This is a genomic window from Pseudomonas sp. LPB0260, assembly GCF_013388395.1.
The window spans coordinates 1,615,695-1,634,297 of the sequence record NZ_CP058247.1; the positions used below are offsets into that span (position 1 = coordinate 1,615,695).

At 65.9% G+C, this 18,603-nt stretch carries 18 protein-coding genes and 1 tRNA gene; 9 read left to right on the forward strand and 10 right to left on the reverse strand.

The features are described 5' to 3' along the window. Positions 1-131 precede the first annotated feature (131 nt). Positions 132-266 carry a hypothetical protein gene (locus tag LPB260_RS29005; RefSeq protein ID WP_256625541.1) on the reverse strand — a complete coding sequence of 45 codons (135 nt, stop codon included), beginning with the start codon at positions 264-266 and terminating at the stop codon, positions 132-134. 505 nt (positions 267-771) lie between these two features. Here LPB260_RS29005 and LPB260_RS07080 point away from each other — a divergent pair. Next, the gene (locus LPB260_RS07080) at positions 772-3,039 is read left to right on the forward strand and encodes a putative bifunctional diguanylate cyclase/phosphodiesterase (protein WP_371926164.1); all 2,268 of its coding nucleotides are present in this window, start codon (positions 772-774) and stop codon (positions 3,037-3,039) included. A gap of 381 nt (positions 3,040-3,420) precedes the next feature. On the opposite strand, the gene LPB260_RS07085 is transcribed toward LPB260_RS07080, so the two are convergent. From LPB260_RS07085 to LPB260_RS07115, 7 genes are all read right to left on the reverse strand, one after another. Next, positions 3,421-3,831 (reverse strand): hypothetical protein, encoded by a 411-nt coding sequence (locus LPB260_RS07085; protein WP_208707991.1) that lies wholly within the window; start codon positions 3,829-3,831, stop codon positions 3,421-3,423. A 549-nt stretch (positions 3,832-4,380) separates the two neighbouring features. Further along, positions 4,381-4,456 (reverse strand) — tRNA-Phe (locus LPB260_RS07090). A gap of 89 nt (positions 4,457-4,545) precedes the next feature. Beyond that, positions 4,546-4,818: an oxidative damage protection protein gene (locus LPB260_RS07095; RefSeq protein WP_208707992.1), complete on the reverse strand. Its 273-nt coding sequence runs from the start codon at positions 4,816-4,818 to the stop codon at positions 4,546-4,548. Further along, positions 4,815-5,894 carry an A/G-specific adenine glycosylase gene (gene mutY / locus LPB260_RS07100; RefSeq protein ID WP_208707993.1) on the reverse strand — a complete coding sequence of 360 codons (1,080 nt, stop codon included), beginning with the start codon at positions 5,892-5,894 and terminating at the stop codon, positions 4,815-4,817. The genes LPB260_RS07095 and mutY overlap by 4 nt, the downstream gene beginning before the upstream one ends. Next, positions 5,891-8,122, reverse strand: a complete 2,232-nt coding sequence (locus tag LPB260_RS07105; protein WP_208707994.1) for an AsmA family protein — start codon at positions 8,120-8,122, stop codon at positions 5,891-5,893. Before LPB260_RS07105 ends, mutY begins: the two co-directional genes overlap by 4 nt. Positions 8,123-8,182: 60 nt before the next feature. Beyond that, positions 8,183-9,289, reverse strand: a complete 1,107-nt coding sequence (locus LPB260_RS07110) for an NAD(P)/FAD-dependent oxidoreductase (protein WP_208707995.1) — start codon at positions 9,287-9,289, stop codon at positions 8,183-8,185. A gap of 128 nt (positions 9,290-9,417) precedes the next feature. Then, the gene (locus tag LPB260_RS07115; protein WP_208707996.1) at positions 9,418-9,816 is read right to left on the reverse strand and encodes an acetyl-CoA sensor PanZ family protein; all 399 of its coding nucleotides are present in this window, start codon (positions 9,814-9,816) and stop codon (positions 9,418-9,420) included. A gap of 366 nt (positions 9,817-10,182) precedes the next feature. On the opposite strand from LPB260_RS07115, the gene hisB reads away from it, so the two are divergent. The 8 genes from hisB (at position 10,183) to LPB260_RS07155 (ending at position 15,930) form a co-directional block, all read left to right on the forward strand. Next, positions 10,183-10,776 carry an imidazoleglycerol-phosphate dehydratase HisB gene (hisB, locus tag LPB260_RS07120; RefSeq protein WP_208707997.1) on the forward strand — a complete coding sequence of 198 codons (594 nt, stop codon included), beginning with the start codon at positions 10,183-10,185 and terminating at the stop codon, positions 10,774-10,776. After that, positions 10,777-11,415, forward strand: coding sequence for an imidazole glycerol phosphate synthase subunit HisH (gene hisH, locus LPB260_RS07125; RefSeq protein WP_208707998.1), 639 nt, complete (start codon positions 10,777-10,779; stop codon positions 11,413-11,415). It abuts the gene before it with no gap. Then, entirely contained in the window at positions 11,416-11,676 is a 261-nt protein-coding gene (locus tag LPB260_RS07130; RefSeq protein ID WP_208707999.1) for a DUF2164 domain-containing protein, read from the forward strand. A gap of 38 nt (positions 11,677-11,714) precedes the next feature. After that, positions 11,715-12,452: a 1-(5-phosphoribosyl)-5-[(5-phosphoribosylamino)methylideneamino]imidazole-4-carboxamide isomerase gene (gene hisA, locus LPB260_RS07135; RefSeq protein ID WP_208708000.1), complete on the forward strand. Its 738-nt coding sequence runs from the start codon at positions 11,715-11,717 to the stop codon at positions 12,450-12,452. An 83-nt stretch (positions 12,453-12,535) separates the two neighbouring features. Then, on the forward strand, positions 12,536-13,306 hold the full coding sequence (gene hisF, locus LPB260_RS07140) for an imidazole glycerol phosphate synthase subunit HisF (protein ID WP_208708001.1): 771 nt from the start codon (positions 12,536-12,538) through the stop codon (positions 13,304-13,306). A 144-nt stretch (positions 13,307-13,450) separates the two neighbouring features. Beyond that, positions 13,451-14,185, forward strand: coding sequence for an ABC transporter substrate-binding protein (locus tag LPB260_RS07145; protein ID WP_208708002.1), 735 nt, complete (start codon positions 13,451-13,453; stop codon positions 14,183-14,185). 103 nt (positions 14,186-14,288) lie between these two features. Continuing rightward, positions 14,289-15,044, forward strand: coding sequence for an ABC transporter substrate-binding protein (locus tag LPB260_RS07150; RefSeq protein WP_208708003.1), 756 nt, complete (start codon positions 14,289-14,291; stop codon positions 15,042-15,044). Positions 15,045-15,174: 130 nt separating this feature from the next. Next, positions 15,175-15,930, forward strand: a complete 756-nt coding sequence (locus LPB260_RS07155; RefSeq protein ID WP_208708004.1) for an ABC transporter substrate-binding protein — start codon at positions 15,175-15,177, stop codon at positions 15,928-15,930. Positions 15,931-15,987: 57 nt separating this feature from the next. On the opposite strand, the gene LPB260_RS07160 is transcribed toward LPB260_RS07155, so the two are convergent. Together LPB260_RS07160 and LPB260_RS07165 are read right to left on the reverse strand one after the other, a co-directional pair. Beyond that, positions 15,988-17,298 (reverse strand): S41 family peptidase, encoded by a 1,311-nt coding sequence (locus LPB260_RS07160; RefSeq protein ID WP_208708005.1) that lies wholly within the window; start codon positions 17,296-17,298, stop codon positions 15,988-15,990. Between the two features lie 32 nt (positions 17,299-17,330). Continuing rightward, positions 17,331-18,566 (reverse strand): murein hydrolase activator EnvC, encoded by a 1,236-nt coding sequence (locus tag LPB260_RS07165; RefSeq protein ID WP_208708006.1) that lies wholly within the window; start codon positions 18,564-18,566, stop codon positions 17,331-17,333. Positions 18,567-18,603 lie beyond the last annotated feature (37 nt).

Sequence of the window (18,603 nt, forward strand, 5' to 3'; positions counted from 1 at the left end):
GTCTGTTGGCCGGCAATCGGTCGCAGCTGGGGTAGGTGCCCCTATTTGTCAGCGGCAAGTCGCGATGTTCTATCTGGAAGGGGGCGGCCAGTTGCGCTCAGTTGCAACGGCAACCTGCGGGCCCTGGGCAGCTAAGCGGCTTTGAGCTCGCTGATCAGGATGCCGTGGCGGACCACGCAGGTGCGACCAGCGGACTCGAGGCGCAGCGGATCTCGGCCAGTGATCGACCAGCCTTTCGCCACCATCAGGTCGATGTGTTGGCGCATCGAGTGAAGCGTGCGCTGTTCCGATGCCGTGCTTTGCATGTTGAATGGCCTACCGTTGCGTTTACGCGCTCGGCCGGATGCTGAGCGCGCAGGTGTATGCGCTTGTGGGCGCCCGAATGTCTGCGGTCGCGCGATGATAAACCAGCCGCGTGGGTTTTTAGATCGGACAAAACGTGATGCGTTCCGCATTTTCGTTTATGTGCCGGATTGCTGGGGCCTGTGTTCCAAGTCACTTCGCCTGGCAGGTCGACCGGTCAGTCGCTGCCGGGCAGCGCCCGGAACGCTGCCTGTCGGCGGGGAGCGATTCAAGTGTCCTGTCCAGGCTGTTCGACTGACGCAGGTCAGTAGCGCCACGCCGCGCGCATGCTCCAATGCGCCTGTGGCGAGCACATGCTGGTTGGCAATGGATCTCAGCCTGTAGCTAATCGACTGATATCACTGCTCAGGTGGAGCGACTCGCAAATTGTTCTACGACCTTGTTCAAGGCGCCGCAGTGCTCCTGTCACTGTGCTGGCTGCAAGCGCTCAACGTCCGTTTCTGGGGCGCCAATAGTACTGTCGGCCAGCTGATGGCGGCGCTGTTGTTTGGGGGCACCAGCGTGTTCGGCATGCTGACCCCGATCACCCTGGCCGATGGACTGATCCTGGATGCCCGCAGCGTCATCCTGAGCATGGCTGCGTTGTTCAGCGGGCCGCTGGTTGCCGGCGTGGCTGGGGCGATAGCGAGTGGCTTTCGGGTCTGGCTGGGCGGCGTCGGCATGTGGTCCGGTCTTGCCGAGATCCTTTTATCGGTAGGCTTGGGTCTCGTCTACCGACGACTCTACCTGCGCCGGCGAGTCGGCGTAGGGGTCTCGCAATTGCTCGCCTTCGGCTTGATCCTGCAAGTACTGGGTCTGCTGCTCTACAGCCTGCTGCCCAGCGAGTATGTCGCGTTCGCCTTGCAGCAAGTGGGCGTGCCGGTGCTGCTGGTGATGCCGGTCGCCACGCTGTTGCTGGGGCTGATGCTCAAGGAGATATTGCAGCGTACAGATGACGAGCGAGAGCTGCGGATAGCGGCCATCGCCTTCAATTCGCTGAACGGCATGCTCATTACCGATGCCAGCAATCGCATCCTGCGAGTCAACGAGGCGTTCTGCGCCATCACCGGTTACAGCCGTGCGGAGGTCATCGGCCAGAAGACCAGTCTGCTCAGCTCCGGGCGGCAGAGCCAGGCGTTCTATCAGGCGATGTGGCAACAGCTCAAAGAGACGGACTCCTGGCATGGCGAGGTGTGGAACCGGCGGAAAAACGGCGAGGTGTTCCCCGAGTGGTTGTCGATCAACGCAGTGCGCAACGCGCAGTGGCAGGTCATCAATTACGTCGCCTCGTTTGCCGATGTTTCGGAGCGCCAAGCGGCCCAGGAGCATATCGAGCGACTGGCCTTCTTCGATCCGCTTACCGGGCTGCCGAACAGGCGCCTGCTGCTCGATCGCCTGCAGCATGCGATGGCCACCAGCGTGCGCAGCGCGCAGAGTTCGGCGCTGATGTTTCTCGACTTGGACAATTTCAAGAACATCAACGACTTTCATGGGCATCAAGCCGGAGACGAACTCCTGCGGCTGGCCGCCGAGCGCCTCACTGGCGCCGTGAGGTCCAGCGATACCGTGGCGCGCCTGGGTGGTGACGAGTTCGTGGTGATGCTGGAGGGTCTTGCCGGTCCGCCGGAAGCGGTAGCGGCTCAGGCTGAACACGTAGCCGAACAGCTGCTGAGGGCTGTCGGTGCGCCTTACCGGATCGGCCCATTGACCTTGCGCAGCAGCACCAGCATCGGTGTCGTGCTGTTTAGCGACGACGCCTGTCCGGTCGAGGAGCTGATGAAGCGCGCCGACCTGTCGATGTATGCCGCCAAGGCCGCGGGCAAAAATGCGGTGCGCTTCTTCGATCCACGGATGCAGGAGGCTGTCAGCAAGCGCTTGCGCCTCGAGGAGGAGATTCGCGAGGGGCTGCAAACGAACGGTTTCATCCTCTATCTGCAGCCGCAGCTGGATGGGAAGGGCGGCTTGATCGGCGCCGAGGCGCTCGCTCGCTGGCAGCATCCGCAGCGCGGTCTGCTTTCCCCCGTAGCCTTTATCGAGGTCGCCGAGCAGGCAGGGCTGATCGATGAGCTGGATCTCCAGATGCTCAAGCAGACCTGTCGTCAGCTGGCGCTATGGCGCAACCATCCGCAAGCGGAGTCGCTCAGCCTGTCGGTCAACGTCAGTGCGCGGTTTCTATATCAGGCGGATTTTGTCGAGCGCCTGGTCCTGCTCCTGGAGCAGAGTGGCGCGAATCCGCAGCGGCTCAAGCTTGAACTGACCGAAACGCTGCTGCTGGACGATCTGCCGGGCGCGGTCATCCGGATGAACGCGTTAAAGGCGCTGGGCATCCGATTCTCGATCGACGACTTCGGCACTGGCTACTCATCGCTGGCCTATCTGCAGCGCTTGCCTCTCGATCAGCTGAAGATCGACCAGTCCTTTGTCAAAGCCTTGCCGGAGGACGGAAACAGCGCGTCGATCATTCGCGCCATCTGCGCGCTGGCCAGCAGCCTCAAGCTGGAGGTGATCGCCGAGGGCGTCGAGACCGATGAGCAGTACAGGGCGCTGCTGGGGATGGGCTGCCAGAGCTTCCAGGGCTACCTGTTCGGCCGGCCGATGCCCGTCGAGGAACTCGAGCGGCTGATGGCTGCTGGCGTGGAGGGGGAGTGTCGCGTGCTTGCGCCCTGCGCAGCGGTCCCGCTGATCTGCGCCGAGTAATGGCCTCCCCGGGCGTTAACCGATGCCGGGAAGCAGCCTGTGTTATCCATGTCGCTGGGTTTCGCAGCGCCTCTCCGTCGACATTGGCGCGACTCTCGCGCCAGTAGTTCATCGGCCAGCTCCGAGGCGCCAGGTTCTGGTCTAGGCGCTTTTCCCGTTGCTTCGGTCGCAGCGTCTGGCTAACGGCTCTGGAATTGCGAATCAGAGCCACAGCTGACTGGCTGGGTTGGGCGTATCTAAGCCAAGCGCCGGCCTCAAGTGAGCCGAGACGGTGGTAGAGGTGGAGAGCCATTTGGGGCTCGGATTTGCGCGCCTGGTCGGCACAAGTGAGGCCGGCGGGTGAGATCCCGCCGGAGCGTCTTTTAAGCCGCGGCTGTCTGATCAGGAGCCGGTTTTAAGCTCAAGGGTCGGGAAAAGTTCGCGAAACTTCTGTTCGCTTTCTTGGATGAGCTTTTGCCCTTCAGTAACTTCATTTCTGCCCTGGGCAACCTGCTCATTTCCTTTTCTCAGGTTTTCTTCGGCAGAGCTGATCTGCTTTTCGCCTTTTTCTACCCGCTTCTCGCCGTTACGGATCAGCTCTGAACCTCTATCCCAGTCGCTGGCCAACTGCGTGCGCAGATCGACATTGGCTTGGGCGGCGTCGGCATGGGCGCGCATCAGATCGGCGGTACTGGGCTGGCTGGAGCATCCTGCGAGTGCGGCCATGGTGGCTACAGCAGAAACGAAAGCAGTAATTCTCTTCACTAGTTTGCTCACTTCAAGTAGGTAGGGGGCCAGTTTGCGGGTGGTCATTCAGGCAAACGAATGGCTCTTTGTAACAGCTTTCGAGGTGCTCCCCCCATAAAGCCTCTGAATCGGGCTGATCCAAATTTATTCGTTGGAGGCGCCGCGGCGATTGACTCAGATCAACTGCGGTAGAAATCCAGGCTGGCCAGCGACCTGTCGCCGCGGCGCGTATCTCGCATGGGCCTGCGGCGCTATTGGGGCTGTCTTCATCGGGGGCAAAGGTCTGGGGCTGGCTTCTGCCGGCAGGCGTGTGGCGCTAGTGCCCACCTTTTCAGGATTCGCAACTCGGTTGCTTTCAGGTTGTGGCAGCGTGGAGGTGTGGGATGCTGGCGTCTGTATGCGCCATGAGGCGCCCCTTGCACGCCCTGCGAGTCAGGCGCCCTGTGGCCTTGCTGTGAGTAGATTCTTGGGCCGAACCGGTTCAACTCACGAATCTACTCACGAGGTTCTGGGGTGGCGAGGGCCGGGGTGGGAATCACAGGCAACAAAAAACCCGCACTAGGCGGGTTTCTTGTGGGCTTTCGGGTGGTTTTGGCACCACCTGAAAACGAAAGGTGGTGCCCAGGGACGGAATCGAACCGCCGACACGGGGATTTTCAATCCCCTGCTCTACCGACTGAGCTACCTGGGCAACGGGGCGCTATTAGACGGTTTTGGCTTATGCCTGTCAAGCGCGAGATTGAAAAATATTTAACTATTTCGGGTGTTTACGTTCAGGGCCTATTCGCTGGGCGGCACATAGCCTTCAGCCTGGGCGTATTCCTCGCCGGAGAGGAACTTGTCCATCTCGGCCTGGAGGAACTTGCGGTCCTCGGCGTTCATCATGTTCAGACGGCGTTCGTTGATCAGCAGGGTCTGGTGCTTCTGCCATTCGTCCCAGGCTTGCCTGGAGACGTTGTTGTAGATGTCTTCGCCCTTGGCGCCCGGATAGGGTGGGCGATCCAGGCCGGGCAGTTCTTGCTTGTGCTTGCGGCACATCACGGTGCGGGTCATGGCTGCTCTCCAGAAATGGGATGGGCATTGAGGGTGTCGGCCGCGCGCTTAAGCAGTTTCTTCACCGGGGCGGCGAGGCCCAGGCGCGGCGGGGTGGCGAGGTTATACCAGAGCCAGTCGGCCTCGGCCACGGCGTGGGCGGCGACCTTTGCGTGGATCAGCCAGGGCTCGATGGTCAGTTGGAAGTGGCTGAAGGTGTGGGTCAGCCCGTCCAGTTCCTGGCGCGCGCCGAGGCGCAGGGCGTGGCGTTCGGCCAGGGCGTCGAGGCCCTGCAGGTCGTCGAGTTCCGGGAGGCTCCACAGGCCGCCCCACAGGCCGCTGGAGGGGCGCCGGTAGAGCAGGATCTCGCCGGCGCCATTGGTCAGCAGCGGCATCAGCGTGCGTTTCTGCGGCAGGGCCTTGCGTGGCTTGGGCATCGGGTAGCGAATTTCCAGGCCGAGCAGGTGCGCCTGGCAGCCGCCGCGCAGCGGGCACAGCAGGCAGCTCGGCTTGCTGCGCGTGCAGAGGGTGGCGCCCAGGTCCATCATCGCCTGGGTGTAGTGATTGACCCGGGCCTGCGGGGTCAGGCGCTCGGCGACCTGCCACAGCTGTTTCGCCACCTTGGGCTCGCCGGGGTAGCCCTGCTGGGCGACATAGCGGGCCAGCACGCGCTTGACGTTGCCGTCGAGAATCGGCGCGCGCAGGCCCATGCTCAGGCTGGCGATGGCGCCGGCGGTGGAGCGGCCGATGCCCGGCAGGGCGGTCAGGGTCTCGACATCGCGGGGGAACTCGCCGCCATGCTCGGTCATGACGATTCGCGCGGCCTTCTGCAGGTTGCGGGCGCGGGTGTAGTAACCCAGGCCCGTCCACAGGTGCAGCACTTCGTCCTCGGCCGCTTCGGCCAGGTCGCGCACGGTCGGCAGCGCGGCCATGAAGCGGTCGAAGTAGCCGAGCACGGTGCTGACCTGGGTCTGCTGCAGCATGATTTCCGAGACCCACACGCGGTAGGGGTTGATGCCCTGTTGCCAGGGCAGATCCTTGCGTCCGTGGCTGTCGTACCAGTCGAGTACCGCCGCGGAAAACTGCTCGGGACTCATTGCTTGAACAGGCCCTTGAGCGCGTCCTTGAGTTCCGGGCTGACCTTGTCGCCGAGCTTCTCCTCGAGCTTCTCGGTGAGCTTGCCGCCGGCCAGGCGCGCGGCGATCTTGCCCAGGCCCTCCTGGTCCAGCCGGCAGGCCTTGGCGCCGAGTTCCAGGGGGCCGCGGCAGCGCAGCGGCCACTCGATGCCGACGTAGCGCTCATTGACCTGGCAGGCCGGGTCGGGCATGGCGCGCTGGTCGCCCTCGATGGTGACGCCGACGCGGTAGTCGAGGCCGAGTACGCGCAGGTCGAGGTCGCCATCGCCCTTGGCGCTGAGGCCGGGGATGCGGGCCTTGAGGTCGTTGTTGCTGGCCACGCCATTGCGCAGGGTCAGGGTGCCCTGCAGGGTCTCGAACGGCGTGTCCTTGCCGCCTGGCGGGTTGCTCGGGACCTTGCGGTTGAGGGTGGCAATGCCCCGGCACAGCTGGTGCTCGAGGTTGGCATCGACCAGCACGCCGTCGGCGAGGGCAAAGCTGGCGGTGCCATTGAGGCCGTCGATCCAGGCCTTTTCGCTGTTGCCGCTGGTGTTCAGGTCGGCCTGCAGGTCGAGCAGTCCCTTGATCGGCGAGGCTTGCTCGTCGCTCTTCAGGAAGGGTTCGAGCTGAATCCGCTTGAGGCGCTGCTGCAGGCTGAGCAGGGGGATGGCCGGACGCACGTCGATGCGGCCCTTGGCGTCGAAGCTGCCGCCGCCGAGCTTGCCGCGCAACTCCTCCAGGGTCACGACGCCAGCGGCGCTCTTGGCCTTGAGGGTCAAGGCGTCGATCACCTGCTGGTCGAAGGTCAGTCGGTCGAGGTCGAGGGCCAGCTGCAGGTCGAGCTTGCGCAGCTGGTCGATCGGCAGCAGCGCCTTGGAGCTCCAGGCCTGCTGGGTCGGCGCGTCGGGCAGCGGACTGCTGCCGTTGCTGCCGGCACGGGAGACGGCTTCCTTGACCTCGACCCGGCGCGCGCTGTCGGCATCCTCGGTGTCCTTGGCCGGCGGCGGCAGGTAGCGGTCGAGGTTGAGGCTGTCACCCTTGAGCTTGACCCGCAGGGCCTGCTTGCTCAGGTCGCTGACCGCCAGCTGGCCGCTGAAGCTGCTGTCGTCGAGCTTCAATTGCAGCTCGTCCAGGCTCAGGCTGTTCGGCGTGCCGTTCAGGCGGGTGACCAGTTCGAACTCGCCGAGGGCCTTGACGTCGCTCATCGGCGGCAATGGTTGGCCGATGCCGCTGAGGAAATCGCGCAGGTTGAGCGGCGCGATGGACAGGCCGCCGGACAGCTTCGCCGTCTTGTCCAGGTCGCGCACCTTGAGCTCGCCGAGGGCGCGCAGCTGGTTGGCCGAGAGCTTCAGGCCATTCCATTCGGCGACCTGGGCGGCCAGGTCGACCAGCAGTTCGCCCTGCAGCGCGTAGGTCAGGGTCTGGCCATCGAACGGTTCGCCCGACGCCTCGCCGGAGAGGCGGGTGCCCTCCAGCTGGTAGCGCTTGAGCGCGCGGTCGAAGCGCAGCCGGCCCTGCAGTTCGCTGCGCGCACGCAGCAGCGGCTGGTTGGTGCCGAAGAAGGCGCTGAGCTTGACCGGGATGCTGGTGCCTTCGCGGATGGCGCCGGTGGTCAGCTGGATGCTTTCGGCGCTGAACTGCTGGCCCTTGCGCTCGTCGCGGTAGTCGATGCGCGCGTTGTTGACGATCAGGCTGTCGATGTCCAGCTTGATCGGCTGGCTGCGTTCGGCCGGGCTGGCCGGCGCCTCGCCGTTCGCCGCGTTGCCGGCGCTCGTGCTCGGCGCGGGCGTGGACCCGGCGGCAGGCGCGGGGCGGCCGACGTCTTCCCAGTTGCCGCGGCCCTTGGCGTCACGCTGCAGGCTGAGGTTGAGGCCGTCGATGCGGATGTCGCTCATCTGCACTTCCTTGCGCAGCAGCGGCAGCACGCGCACCGACAGGCCGAGCAGGCGCAGGTCGGCGAACGGCTGGTTCGGCGTGGTGGCGCTGGCCAGGGTGGCGTCGGTCAGCTCCAGGCCGAGCCAGGGGAACAGGCTCCAGCCGATGTCGCCTTTGAGCGTCAGCTCCAGGTTGGCCTTGTCGTGGGCCAGCTGACGGATCTCGTCTTTGTAGTCGTTGGGATCGAACAGGTGGGTCAGGGCGAAGCCCAGGGCCACGATGATCAGCAACAGTCCGAGGAAAAACAGACCCAGGATCTTGCCGAGCGCTTTCATGGACGATTCCTTGTTTTGAATGGCATGGAGGGAGAACGCGAAAGTATAACGCCGCGTGGATCAAAGCGACTGCGCCACGCGCTCGGCGATGGCCAGGCTGGCGGTCAGCCCCGGCGACTCGATGCCGAACAGGTTGACCAGCCCGGCCAGGCCGTGCTCGCCAGGCCCTTGGATGATGAAGTCGGCGGGTGGTTCCCCGGGGCCGCAGAGCTTCGCCCGGATGCCGCTGTAGGCGGGCATCAGGCGGGCACTGTCGAGGGCCGGGAAATAGCGGCGGATCGCCTCGGCGAACGGCTCGCGCAACTGCTCATCGACGCGGTAGTCGATCTGCTCGAGGTAGCGGGTGTCGGGGCCGAAGCGCAGCTGGCCGGCCAGGTCCAGGGTGGCGTGGATGCCCAGGCCGGCGCCGTTGGCTTCCGGCAGCGGGTAGATCAGGTGGCGAAAGGGCGAGCGGCCGCTGTAGGCGAAGTAGCGCCCCTGGCACAGGTGCAGGGGTGGAATCTGCGTCGCTACCAGGCTGGCGGTACGCCGCGCCAGCTGCTGGGCGAATAGGCCGGCGGCGTTGACCACCCGCTGGGCCTTGAGCTGGAACGGCTCGCCGGCACTGCTGCCGCTGGCGATCCAGCCGTCGCCAGCGGGCTCGAGGTGCGCGACCCGGGTGTCGAGGACCAGTTGTGCGCCGCGCTGCTCGGCGGCGGCCAGCAGCGACTGCAGGTAGGCGTGGCTGTCGATGATCCCGGTGCTCGGCGACAGCAGGGCGGCGACCCCGCGCACCGCTGGTTCCAGCTCGTGCAGCTGGTCGTGGCCCAGCGCCTGCAGGTCGCGCACGCCGCAGCGCTCGGCATTGGCGGCGAGGGCCTCGAGCTTGGCGCGCTCGGCTTCGCTGACCGCCACCAGCAGCTTGCCCAGGCGCCGGTGGCCGACCCGGTATTTGGCGCACCAGGCGTACAGGCGCTCGCGGCCCTCCAGGCACAGCTCGGCCTTCAGTGAGCCTGGGCTGTAGTACAGACCGGCGTGGATGACCTCGGAGTTGCGGCTGGAGGTGTGGCTGCCGATGAGCTTTTCCGCTTCGACTATCAGGCTGCTCTGTCCCGGTCGGGCCAGGCGCGCGGCGCAGGCCAGGCCGAGGGCGCCGGCGCCGATTATCAGGGTGTCGATACTGTCCATGGCGCAGTCGCTCCTGGGGGCGGCTGAGGAGGCCGCCTCGAGTGTCGGCGGTCGTGGGCGGCGACAGCATAGCAAGAGCCCGGGCACTTCCCGGTTGGCCGGCCGCCTGGAAAGAGGGCGTCCTGCGGTCAGAGGCTGTCCAGGGGCAGGCCGCGGCGCGCAGCCAGTGCCCGGGCCTCCAGCTGGCCCTCGGGGGCGGCCAGGTGCAGTGGCTTGCCGGCCTCTCGCGCCATGCGGCTGGCCTCGTCCAGCAGGCGCCGGGCGACGCCGCGGTTGCGCGTAATGGCGCGCACGCACAGGTGCGACAGGCGCCAGCAGTCCTCGCCGCGCTCGAGCAGGGCGGCGCCGAGCAGGCGGTCGTTGAAGCGCCCGGCGAGCAGTCGGCCGCTGTTGAGGTTCGCCTGGATCAGCGCCTCGCCGTCGGCATAGGGCGGCAGCAGCCAGTCCGGCGCGTCCCGGTAGATCTTGGCCAGGTCGATGAGGTCCTGGGCGCTGGCAGGGGAGGGGCGTTCGACGATAACGGGCATGTTCCGACCTGTAGCTATTCGATTGATTGATGGCGCCTTGCCGGTTGGGGTGTGGGCAAGGCAGGTAGCGGCTTCGGCATCCGGTGGGGAGAGACTGCTGACGACTGTTGCGCCGTCGCGCCTGCCCCTGGGCCTGCCAAGAGAATACCGCTTATGGCTGCTCTTCTCGTACCGCCCGGGCCCCTCGGACAGGCGGTTTTTCTGCTCAGCAGATGCATGCTCGCCTCCCCGGTCCGCGAGCGCTGGCTGGCTGGTGCTGGGGTTGCGCGCCTGCAGTTCCTTGCAAATGGTCGGCTTGCTTCAAGCTTTCGAGCATATCGGCCTATAATGTCGCCCCTTTCGCACACTGATTTTGTGGAGCAGGTGATGGCCGAACGTACGGCATTCGTCGAGCGCAACACCCTGGAGACCCAGATCAAGGTCTCGATCAACCTGGATGGCACCGGCAAGGCGCGCTTCGCTATCGGCGTACCCTTCCTCGAGCACATGCTCGACCAGATCGCCCGTCACGGCCTGATCGACCTGGATATCGAGTGCCAGGGCGACCTGCATATCGACGACCACCACACCGTCGAGGACGTCGGCATCACCCTCGGCCAGGCCTTCACCAAGGCCATCGGCGACAAGAAGGGCATGACCCGCTACGGCCATTCCTACGTGCCGCTGGACGAGGCGCTGTCGCGCGTGGTGATCGATTTCTCCGGTCGCCCGGGGCTGCAGATGCACGTGCCCTTCACCCGCGCGGTGGTCGGCGGCTTCGATGTCGACCTGTTCCAGGAGTTCTTCCAGGGCTTCGTCAACCACGCCCTGGTGTCTCTGCATATCGATAACCTGCGCGGCAGCAACACCCACCACCAGATCGAAACCGTATTCAAGGCCTTCGGCCGCGCCCTGCGCATGGCCGTGACCCTGGACGAGCGCATGGCCGGGCAGATGCCGTCGACCAAGGGTTGCCTGTAAATGCAAACAGTTGCAGTAATCGACTATGGCATGGGCAACCTGCACTCGGTGGCCAAGGCGCTGGAGCATGTCGGCGCCGGTCGGGTGCTGGTGACCAGCGACGCCCAGGTGATCCGCGAGGCCGACCGGGTGGTGTTCCCCGGGGTCGGCGCGATTCGCGACTGCATGGCCGAGATCCGCCGCCTGGGCTTCGATCAGCTGGTGCGTGAGGTCAGCCAGGATCGCCCCTTCCTTGGCATCTGCGTCGGCATGCAGGCGCTGCTCGAGCGCAGCGAGGAGAACGACGGGGTCGACTGCATCGGCTTGTTCCCCGGCCAGGTGCGCTTCTTCGGCAAGGGCCTGGTGGAAGAGGGCGAGCAGCTCAAGGTGCCGCACATGGGCTGGAACCAGGTGAGCCAGTCGGTCAGGCATCCGCTGTGGCACGACATTCCCGACCAGGCGCGCTTCTACTTCGTGCACAGCTACTACGTCGAGGCCGGCAAGGCCCAGCAGGTGGTCGGTCGCGGCCATTACGGCAAGGACTTCGCCGCGGCGCTGGCCGACGGCTCGCGTTTCGCCGTGCAGTTCCACCCGGAGAAGAGCCACACCCATGGCCTGCAGCTGCTGCAGAACTTCGCCGCCTGGGACGGCCGCTGGTAGATGAGCCGGGGCAAGCTACAGGCGCCGCAGTTGCGCCTGGAGGGCGAGCAGGAGCAGGCCGCGCTGCGGCTGCTCCAGAGCTTCATGGTCGAACGCTTCGAGCTGCAACTGGGCAGCTTCGAGGTGCAGGAGCTACTCGACCTGTTCGCCCGTGACATTGCCCCACAGTTTTACAACAAGGCGATCTTCGATGTGCAGGCGCACCTGAAGGACAGGTTCGACAGCATCGAAAGCGACTTGTGGGCGCTCGAGAAGAGCTGACCCGCACCGACTTCCACAGACTCGAACAGGTTCACCCAATGCTGATTATCCCCGCTATCGATCTCAAGGACGGCGCCTGCGTGCGTCTGCGCCAGGGCCGTATGGAAGACTCCACGGTGTTTTCCGACGACCCGGTGAGCATGGCCGCCAAGTGGGTGGAAGGCGGCTGCCGCCGGCTGCACCTGGTCGACCTCAATGGCGCCTTCGAGGGCCAGCCGGTCAACGGCGAGGTGGTCACCGCCATCGCCAAGCGCTATCCCAACCTGCCGATCCAGATCGGCGGCGGCATCCGCTCCCTGGAAACCATCGAGCACTACGTCAAGGCCGGGGTCAGCTACGTGATCATCGGCACCAAGGCGGTCAAGCAGCCCGAGTTCGTCGCCGAGGCCTGCAAGGCCTTCCCGGGCAAGGTGATCGTCGGCCTGGATGCCAAGGACGGTTTCGTCGCCACCGACGGCTGGGCCGAGGTCAGCAGCGTGCAGGCGGTCGACCTGGCCAAGCGCTTCGAGGCCGATGGCGTCTCGGCGATCGTCTACACCGACATCGCCAAGGACGGCATGATGCAGGGCTGCAACGTCGAGGCCACCGCCGCGTTGGCCGCCGCCAGCCGTATCCCGGTGATCGCCTCCGGCGGCATCCACAACCTCGGCGACATCGGCAAGCTGCTGGCCGCCAAGGCGCCGGGGATCATCGGCGCCATCACCGGCCGGGCGATCTACGAAGGCACCCTGGACGTGGCCGAGGCCCAGGCCTACTGCGACGCCTACAACGGCTGAGGTCGGGCGTGCGCGGCCGTCCAGGCCGCGCGCACCTGTGACGGTTTACGGTGCGCGCGGCGCACCCTACGAGAGAGATTGCCATGGCCCTCGCCAAACGCATCATCCCCTGCCTCGACGTGGACAACGGCCGCGTGGTCAAGGGCGTCCAGTTCGAGAACATCCGCGACGCCGGCGACCCGGTGGAGATCGCCCGCCGCTACGACGAGCAGGGCGCCGACGAGATCACCTTCCTCGACATCACCGCCAGCGTCGATGGCCGCGACACCACCCTGCACACCGTCGAGCGCATGGCCAGCCAGGTGTTTATCCCGCTGACCGTGGGCGGCGGCGTGCGCACCGTGCAGGACATCCGCAACCTGCTCAACGCCGGCGCCGACAAGGTGTCGATCAACACCGCCGCGGTGTTCAACCCGGAATTCGTCGGCGAGGCGGCGCAGCGTTTCGGCTCGCAGTGCATCGTCGTTGCCATCGACGCGAAGAAGGTCTCCGGCCCCGGCGAGACGCCGCGCTGGGAGATCTTCACCCATGGCGGGCGCAAGCCCACCGGCCTGGACGCGGTGCTCTGGGCGAAGAAGATGGAAGACCTCGGCGCCGGCGAGATCCTCCTGACCAGCATGGACCAGGACGGTGTGAAGAGCGGCTATGACCTCGGCGTCACCCGCGCCATCAGCGAGTTCGTCGGCATCCCGGTGATCGCCTCCGGCGGCGTCGGCAACCTCGAACACCTGGCCGCCGGCATCCTCGAGGGCAAGGCCGACGCGGTGCTGGCCGCGAGCATCTTCCACTTCGGCGAGTACACGGTGCCGGAAGCCAAGGCCTACCTGGCCAGCCGTGGCATCGTGGTGCGCTGACCGGCCGAGCACGCCCAGCGGCATGGAGTGCGGCGGAGTCGACAGACCTGCCGTACCCGCTTCGTTAAAATTTCAGCGTCCGCGCACCGGCCGTTCAGGCCGCTCGTGCGCCCCCTATCGCTGTTTCTCGACACGGAGTCCCCGATGCCTGCCGTACGGCTGCTCGCTGTTGTTGTGCTGCTGCTTGGCGCCAGCCTGGCGCATGCCCAGAACCTGGTCCTGCTCACCGAAAACCTCGCCCCCTTCAATCAGTCGGTCAGTGGCCGCAATTTCGCCAAGAACGATGGCATCACCGGCATCAGCTCCGACACCCTGCGCGCGGTCTGCAAGCGCGCCCAGGTCGAGTGCCAGCAGATCCTCAGGTTTCCCTGGGAACGGGTCTATCAGCAGGCGCTCAACGAGCCGGGCTATGGCCTGTTCTCCACCGCCCGCACGCCGGCGCGGGAGAAACTGTTCAAGTGGGTCGGGCCGATTGCCAGCAACGACTGGGTGCTGATGGCCAAGGCCGACAGCCCGATCCAGCTGGGCGACCTGCAGGCGGCGGCGCAGTACCGCATCGGCGGCTACAAGGGCGATGCCATCAGCCAGTACCTGATCGACCGCGGCCTGCCGGTGCAGACCGCGCTGCGGGATAACAAGAACGTGGAGAAGCTGCTCAAGGGCCAGATCGACCTGTGGGTGACCGCCGATCCGAGCGGGCGCTACCTGGCCAAGCAGGAGGGCCTGGATGGCCTCAGGGTGGTGCAGCGCTTCCATACGGCCGAGCTCTATCTGGCGCTGAACCTGGCCACGCCCGATGACCTGGTGGGGCGCCTGCAGGAGGCCCTGGACGCCTTGCGCGCCGAGGGGGAACTGGGCGCGATAGTGGCGCGCTACTGAGGTCCGTCGCGCGCATGGCCGCGATTTGCCGATGGAGGCTGGGCGAAGCGCGGCGGGCTGGGTATGCTGGCCGGCCTGTGCATTAATAACTACGGGAGCATCCATGTTCAAACGCCTGTGGCTGGCCTTGGCCGGCACCCTGATGCTGACGACTGGCGCGGCCCAGGCGGCCATCGACCCGGACTACCGCATGGTGCTGCTCACCGAGAACTTTCCGCCCTACAACATGGCGGTCAATGGCAAGAATTACGCCCGTGAAGAGAACCTCGACGGCATCGCCGTGGATATCGTCCGCGAGATGTTCAAGCGCGCCGGCATCCAGTACAACCTGACCCTGCGCTTCCCCTGGGCCCGTATCTACAAGCTGGCGCTGGAGAAGCCGGGCTACGGCGTGTTCGTCGCCGCGCGCCTGCCGGAGCGCGAGGCGCTGTTCAAGTGGGTCGGGCCGATCGGTCCGGATGACTGGGTGCTGCTGGCCCGGGGCGACAGCTCGATCCGTCTGAACAGCCTGGAAGAAGCCAAGCAGTACCGGGTTGGCGCCTACAAGGGCGATGCGATCGCCGAGCACCTGGAAGAGCAGGGCCTGCAGCCGATCACCGCGCTGCGCGATCAGCTCAACGCCAAGAAGCTCATGGAGGGCAAGATCGACCTCTGGGCCACCGGCGACCCGGCCGGCCGCTACCTGGCGAAACAGTCGGGCATCAGCGGGCTGAAGACCGTGCTGCGCTTCGACAGCGCCCAGTTGTACCTGGCTCTCAACAAGGAGGTGCCGGACGAAGTGGTGCGCAAGCTGCAAGGCGAGCTGGACAGGATGCGTGACGAGGGGTTCGTCGACGCTGTCCTCAACAAGTATCTGTAAGACCTGTGTGCCGGCCACAAGCCGGCGCACTGCCAAGGATGGCCGACGCCGAGCGTCATACGTCGCCGGGGCTTCGCCCGAGCAGGGAAGCCGCTAGCCATAATCACAAATCAAGCGAGCGGGGAGACTTATGTTGAAAACTCTGAAAATCGGCCTGTTGTTCGGCCTCATCCTCAGCGCCTGCACGGCCCAGGCCGAGTTGCCCTATGGCTACAAGGTGGTGCTGCTGACCGAGAACTTCCCACCGTTCAACATGGCGGTGGACGACAAGAACTTCGCCCGCGATGACGGCATCGACGGCATCAGCGCCGAGATCGTCCGCGCCATGTTCAAGCGGGCCAAGATCGACTACAGCCTGACCCTGCGCTTTCCCTGGGATCGCCTGTACCGTCTGACCCTGGACAAGCCCAACTACGGGCTGTTCTCCACCACCTTCACCCCCGAGCGCCAGCCGCTGTTCAAGTGGGTCGGGCCGATCGCCAAGAGCGGCTGGGTGCTGCTCGCCGCGCCGGGCAATAACCTCAGTCTGAAGAGCCTGAAGGACGCCGCGCAGTACAAGGTCGGCGCCTACAAGAACGACGCGGTCAGCCAGCACCTGGAAAGCCAGGGGCTGCAGCCGATCAACGCGCTGCGCGATCAGCAGAACGTGCAGAAGCTGCTCAAGGGGCAGATCGACCTGTGGGCCACCACCGATCCGGTCGGCCGCTACCTGGCCAAGCAGGAGGGCGTCAGCGGCCTGACCACGGTGCTGCGCTTCAACGAGGCCGAGCTGTACCTGGCGCTGAACAAGGACACCCCGGACGAGGTGGTGCAGCGTCTGCAGAAGGCCCTGGACGAGTTGCGTAGCGAAGGTTTCGTCGACGACATGACCAACAGCTACCTGTAGCCGCCAAGGCAACAAAAAAGCCCGGACTCAGTGCCGGGCTTTTTGTTGGCCGGGCGACTATTCGCCGCGGGTTACGTTCAGCCCCTTGAGCAGGTTGAGGGCCTGGGCCAGCTGGTAGTCGTCGTCCTGCGGCCGGGTCGGCCGGGCGCTCTGGCCCTTGCTCGGCTTGTCGGCGCCGCCGTTGCCATTGCCCAGGTGGCCCTGCAGGTCGGCTTCCTTGAAGTTGCCGTCGTCCTGCTCGCGGGTCAGCTTGGCCCGCGCCACCTCGATGTCCGGCACGATGCCCTGGGCCTGGATCGAGCGGCCGTTGGGGGTGTAGTACAGCGCGGTGGTGAGCTTCAGCGCGCGGTCGTTGTTCAGCGGCAGGACGGTCTGCACCGAGCCCTTGCCGAAGCTGCCGGTGCCCATCAGCACGCCGCGCTTGTGGTCCTGCAGGGCGCCGGCGACGATCTCCGAGGCCGAGGCGCTGCCACCGTTGATCAGCACCACCAGCGGCACGCCTTCGCTGGGGTCGGCCGGATCGGCGGAGAAGCGCAGCTCGGAATTGGCGATGCGCCCCTCGGTGTAGACGATCAGGCCCTTCTTGAGGAAATGGTCGGAGACCTCGACCGCCGCCTGCAGCACGCCGCCGGGGTTGTTGCGCAGGTCCAGGACCAGGCCGTTGAGCTTGTTGCCGTTGTCCTTGCGCAGCTTGTTCAGGGCCTTGAGCACCTCGTCGCCGCTGTTGACCTGGAACTGGGTGATGCGCAGGTAGCCGTAGCCGTCCTCGAGCAGCTGGCTCTTGACGCTGCGTACCTTGATCACCGCGCGGGTCAGCTCGACGTCGAACGGCTTGCCGCCCTCGCGGACCAGGGTCAGCTGGATCTTGCTGCCGGCTTCGCCGCGCATCTTGTCCACCGCCTCGAGCATCGACAGGCCCTTGGTCGGCTGGCCGTCGATCTTGATGATCAGGTCGCCGGGCTGGATGCCGGCTCTGGACGCCGGGGTGTCGTCGATCGGCGAGACCACCTTGACGAAGCCGTCCTCCATGCCGACCTCGATGCCCAGGCCGCCGAACTCGCCGCTGGTGCTCTCCTGCAGCTCGCGGAAGGCATCGATGTCGAGGTAGGCCGAGTGCGGATCGAGGTTGCTGAGCATGCCCTTGATCGCGTTTTCCAGCAGGGTCTTGTCGCTGATCGGCTCGACATAGGCCGCCTTGATGCGGTCGAGCACCTCGGCGAAGGTGCGCAGGTCCTCCAGCGGCAGCGGTGCCTTGCCGCTTGCCGTGGCAGCAGCCTCCTCCGCCGGTTCCGCCGCGTGCAGCAGGGGCGCGCCACCGAGCAGGGCGATGCTCAGGGTCAGAGTGGTGAGGCGGGGCAGATGCGGCATGTCGAACTAACTCCTACGGAATGAGGTGGCGCCTATCCTTGCGCCCGGCACCATTGTGCCGGATCGCTGGGGCGGCCCTGCTGGCGAATCGCGAAATACAGGGCCGGCGTGTCCTGGCCGCCACTGGTGCCGACGGTGGCGATGGGCTCGCCGGCCTTGACCAGATCGCCTGGGTCTTTCAGCAGGCTCTGATTGTGCCCGTACAGGCTCAGGTAGCCATTGCCATGGTCGAGAATGACCAGAAGCCCGGCGCCGCGCAACCAGTCGGCGAATACCACGCGCCCGCCATGCACGGCACGCACCTGGCTGCCGGCGGCGGCGCCGATCAGCACGCCGTCCCACTTGGTCCGGGCATCGCCGCCGCGCGGTGCGCCGTAACGCGCCACCAGGTGGCCGTCGACCGGCCAGGGCAGCTTGCCGCGGGCCTGGGCGAACGGGCCGCCATAGGTCGCGCCGGCGCTGACCATGGGGCCGCTGGCGCTGGCGCTGGCGCTGGCGCTGGCCGGGCCGTCCTGGCGTGGGCGCTGGCGCGCCTCTTCGGCTTCGCGGGCCTGGCGGGCGAGGGTCGCCTCGATGGTCTTCAGCACCCGCGCCAGTTGTTCCTGCTCCTGCTGGCGAGCCTTGAGCTTGCGGTCGCGGGCGGAGAATTCCTGGTTCAGCTTGGCCAGCGCCTGCTGGCGCTCCTGGCGGGCCTGGGCGAGTTCTGCGCGGCGGCTGTCGAGGGCGCTCTTGTGCTCCTGCAGCTGACGCTGCTGGCTGGCGATGTCCTGCTCGACGTTGTTTAGCTGGCGCAGGGTCTCGTTGAACGTGGCCAGCTGCTCCATGCGCGCTTCGCTGAGGTAGTCGTAGTAGGTCAGGGTGCGCGAGAACTTTTCCGGGTTCTGCTGGTTGAGCAGCAGCTTGAGGTATTCCTGGCGCCCGCTCTGGTAGGCGGCGCGGGCCTGGATGCCGATCAGGCGTTGCTGCTCAAGGCGCGCGCCCTGGAGTTTTTTTTTCTCCTGGTCGAGGCGCTGGATCTCCTCTTCGCCCTGCTGCAGCTCCTGCTGCAGGCCCTTGACCTGCTTCTCCAGCTGGCCCATCTCGGTCTCGGTCTTCTGCAGGTCCTGCTGCACCCCGGATTTTTCCTGCTGCAACTGCTGCAGCAGCTTCTTCAGCTCGGCCACGTCGGCGCGGGCGGCTTCCAGCTGTTTCTGGGCATCGGCCTTGTCATCGGCGAAGGCCGGGATGAGCAGGCAGGACAGGACAATCAGGGCGAGGGCGCGAAACATGGAGTCGACGGCACCGGGGGCGGGGAGTGGCCTTAGT